Genomic DNA, 2,558 nt, shown 5'->3' with positions numbered 1-2,558 from the left:
CGACGTGCCCACGCCGGCGTCGTCATTCCCTCCACCCCCAGGAGAGATCGTGTCCAGCTTCGTGGAACTCGCGCGTGCGGCGCAGGCGGCCCGCCTGGCGCGCCCCGATGTCCCGCTGGCACTCGCCACGCTGGTCCAGGTCGATGGCTCCTCCTACCGGCAACCCGGGGCCCGTCTCCTGGTCGATGCGGACGGGCGTGTCCTTGCCGGGGCCGTGAGCGGGGGATGCCTCGAAGGAGATGTGGCGGCGCGTGCCGCCGAGGTGTGCGCGAGCGGGCGGGCGGTGCGCCTCATGTACGATCTGCGCTCGGACCTCGAGGCCATCTGGGGGTTCGGTGCGCGCTGCGACGGCATCGCGCATCTGCTGCTCGAGCCGCTCCCCGACTGGCGCTGGATGGCCCAGGTCGAGGCGGTACGCGCCCGCCGGCACGGCGGCGCGGTGGTGGTGCGGCTGGACGCTCATGGCAGTGGGGCCACGTGTGCGGTGCTCGACGGGGACTCCACCACCGGGCGCTGGCACCTGCTGCACGACGACGCGCGTCACATGCCGCTGCCGGAGCTCGGCGGTCTCGCACATACCGTGCGTCGTACCGGACACGCCTTGCTGCATCCGCTCGGCGACGACGTGACGGTCTTCGTGGAGCCGCTGCTGGCACCGGTCGCATTGCACTGCGTGGGCGCCGGCCGCGGCGCGGAAGCCTTCGCGCGCATCGCCCACACCCTCGGCTGGCAGGTCACGATTCTCGACCATCGCCCCGCGCTACTCGAGGGGCTCGTGGTGCCGGAGGGGGTGACGCTACGTCAGGTGCGCCAACTCGATGCGGTCCACACGGCTATCAGCGAACTGCCGCACGACGAGCGCACGGCTGTGGCGCTGTTGTCGCACATTTTCGATGTCGACGCCGCCTGGCTCGGTGCGAGCTTACCCTTGCCGTTCGGGTATGTCGGGGTGCTCGGGTCACGGGCGCGGGCGCGCCAGCTCGTGGACCATGTGGCGCACCACCTCACCGCACTCGGCACGCCGCTCACGGCGCGTCAGCAGCGCAAGCTGCACGCGCCCATCGGGCTCGATCTGGGCGGGGAAACGCCAGCGTCCATCGCCCTTGCGGCCGTGGCCGAGATCGAAGCGGTGATGCATGCGCGTCCCGCCGGCTTCCTGCGCGAGCGGCAGAGCCCCATCCATATGCGCACGCCGACGCCGCAGTTACTGGCCGACGATCCGGCGACCACGCTGCTCGATCAGCCCCTGCGATGCGATCTGCCGGAATATCCGGCGAACTGATCGCTTCGTCGCGGCCCATCGCACGCACTCGCGGTCAGCGCGCATGAGCGACCTTCGCGTCGTGGGGCTCGTGCTCGCGGCCGGTGCCTCCTCCCGATTGGGGCAGCCGAAGCAGCTGCTTCCCGATGCGTCGGGCATACCGGCCGTGGTGCGTGTCGCGCGGGCGCTGATGGCCGCCGGCTGCACCGATGTGCACGTGGTGCTGGGGGCGGAGTCGGTGCGGGTAGCGGCGGCGCTGCGCGACGAAGCGGTACAGCTCGTGCACCACGACGGCTGGCAAGCCGGCATGGGGAGTTCCATTGCCGCGGGGGTGCGCGCCGTGCGTGAACGGTCGGTCGATGCGGAGGCCCACGGCGACGTACCGCGCATCGACGGCATCCTGATCGCCCCCTGCGACATGCCCACAGTCGACGCGGTGCACCTGCGGACTCTCCTGAGCGCATTCGACGGCGATGCCCGCGTGGCCTCGTCGTATCGCAGCGACGTGGGCGAGGAGGTACTCGGCATACCCGCCGTGTTGCCGCCCCGTGATTTCGCGTGGCTCGAAGCGCTCGACGGCGATCGCGGGGCGCGCCCCCTGTTCCGCGAACCCGGTACACGCTCGGTGTCGCTCCGCCTCGGCGCGTTCGATCTCGACACGCCGGCCGATCTCGAGCGCTGGCGTTCTCATGACGAGACGGGCGGGGCTACCCATCACCCGTAACACAAACGCAGAACCCGGAATTGATCGGTTCCGGGTTCTGCGTTTGAGTCATGTGTTGTGGGTACCGTCAGGCCGGCGGCACGTCACCTTCGGGCGGGCGCGGTGCGGGTGGCACCGACGGTGGCACCGGGGCGCCGGGGCGCATCCCGCCACGCATGCCGGGCATCGCGCGCATGCCACCGCGCATCCCCGGTCGGCCGCCGGGACCGAACTGACCGGCCATGCCGCGGCCCTGTCCGCGACCGATGCCCTTGCCACCCATGCGCGGCCCACGCTGCCCCCGGGCACCGGCACGGGCACGAAGCTGGCGACGGAGATTGTCGAGACGGGTCTTCTGCGCGCTGGTCAGCACGGCACGCACCTCCTGTCGCTGCTTGAGCCCCGCGATCATCCGCTCGTTGCGCAGGGCACTCATGCGATCGAGTGCCGCGCGCGCCTTCGCGAGATTGGCATCGCCCTGCGTTGCCTCAAGCAGATCGGCTCGCGTCCGCATCAGATCGGCCGCATTGGACGCCGGCGCCGGGGCGTCCTGCAGCGCTTCGAGCTTCTTCACCTGTTCATCGGTGAGCTGCA

At 71.0% G+C, this 2,558-nt stretch carries 3 protein-coding genes; 2 read left to right on the top strand and 1 reads right to left on the bottom strand.

Annotation, left to right across the window (positions count from 1 at the left end; all coding sequences use genetic code 11):
• Positions 1-49 precede the first annotated feature (49 nt).
• Together ACIQ6O_RS16240 and ACIQ6O_RS16235 are read left to right on the top strand one after the other, a co-directional pair.
• Entirely contained in the window at positions 50-1,282 is a 1,233-nt protein-coding gene (locus ACIQ6O_RS16240) for an XdhC family protein (RefSeq protein WP_396208815.1), read from the top strand.
• A gap of 43 nt (positions 1,283-1,325) precedes the next feature.
• A complete protein-coding gene (locus tag ACIQ6O_RS16235) occupies positions 1,326-1,985 on the top strand; it encodes an NTP transferase domain-containing protein (protein WP_396208814.1) in 660 nt (219 codons plus the stop codon).
• Positions 1,986-2,052: 67 nt separating this feature from the next.
• Here the strand turns inward: ACIQ6O_RS16235 and ACIQ6O_RS16230 are convergent.
• The coding region (locus ACIQ6O_RS16230; RefSeq protein WP_396208813.1) for a Spy/CpxP family protein refolding chaperone at positions 2,053-2,558 on the bottom strand (506 nt) is incomplete at its 5' end.

The sequence above is a fragment of the Gemmatimonas sp. genome (genome assembly GCF_044345575.1).
Classification (GTDB): Bacteria; Gemmatimonadota; Gemmatimonadetes; order Gemmatimonadales; family Gemmatimonadaceae; genus Gemmatimonas.
This window is presented reverse-complemented; position numbering and strand designations above follow the sequence as displayed.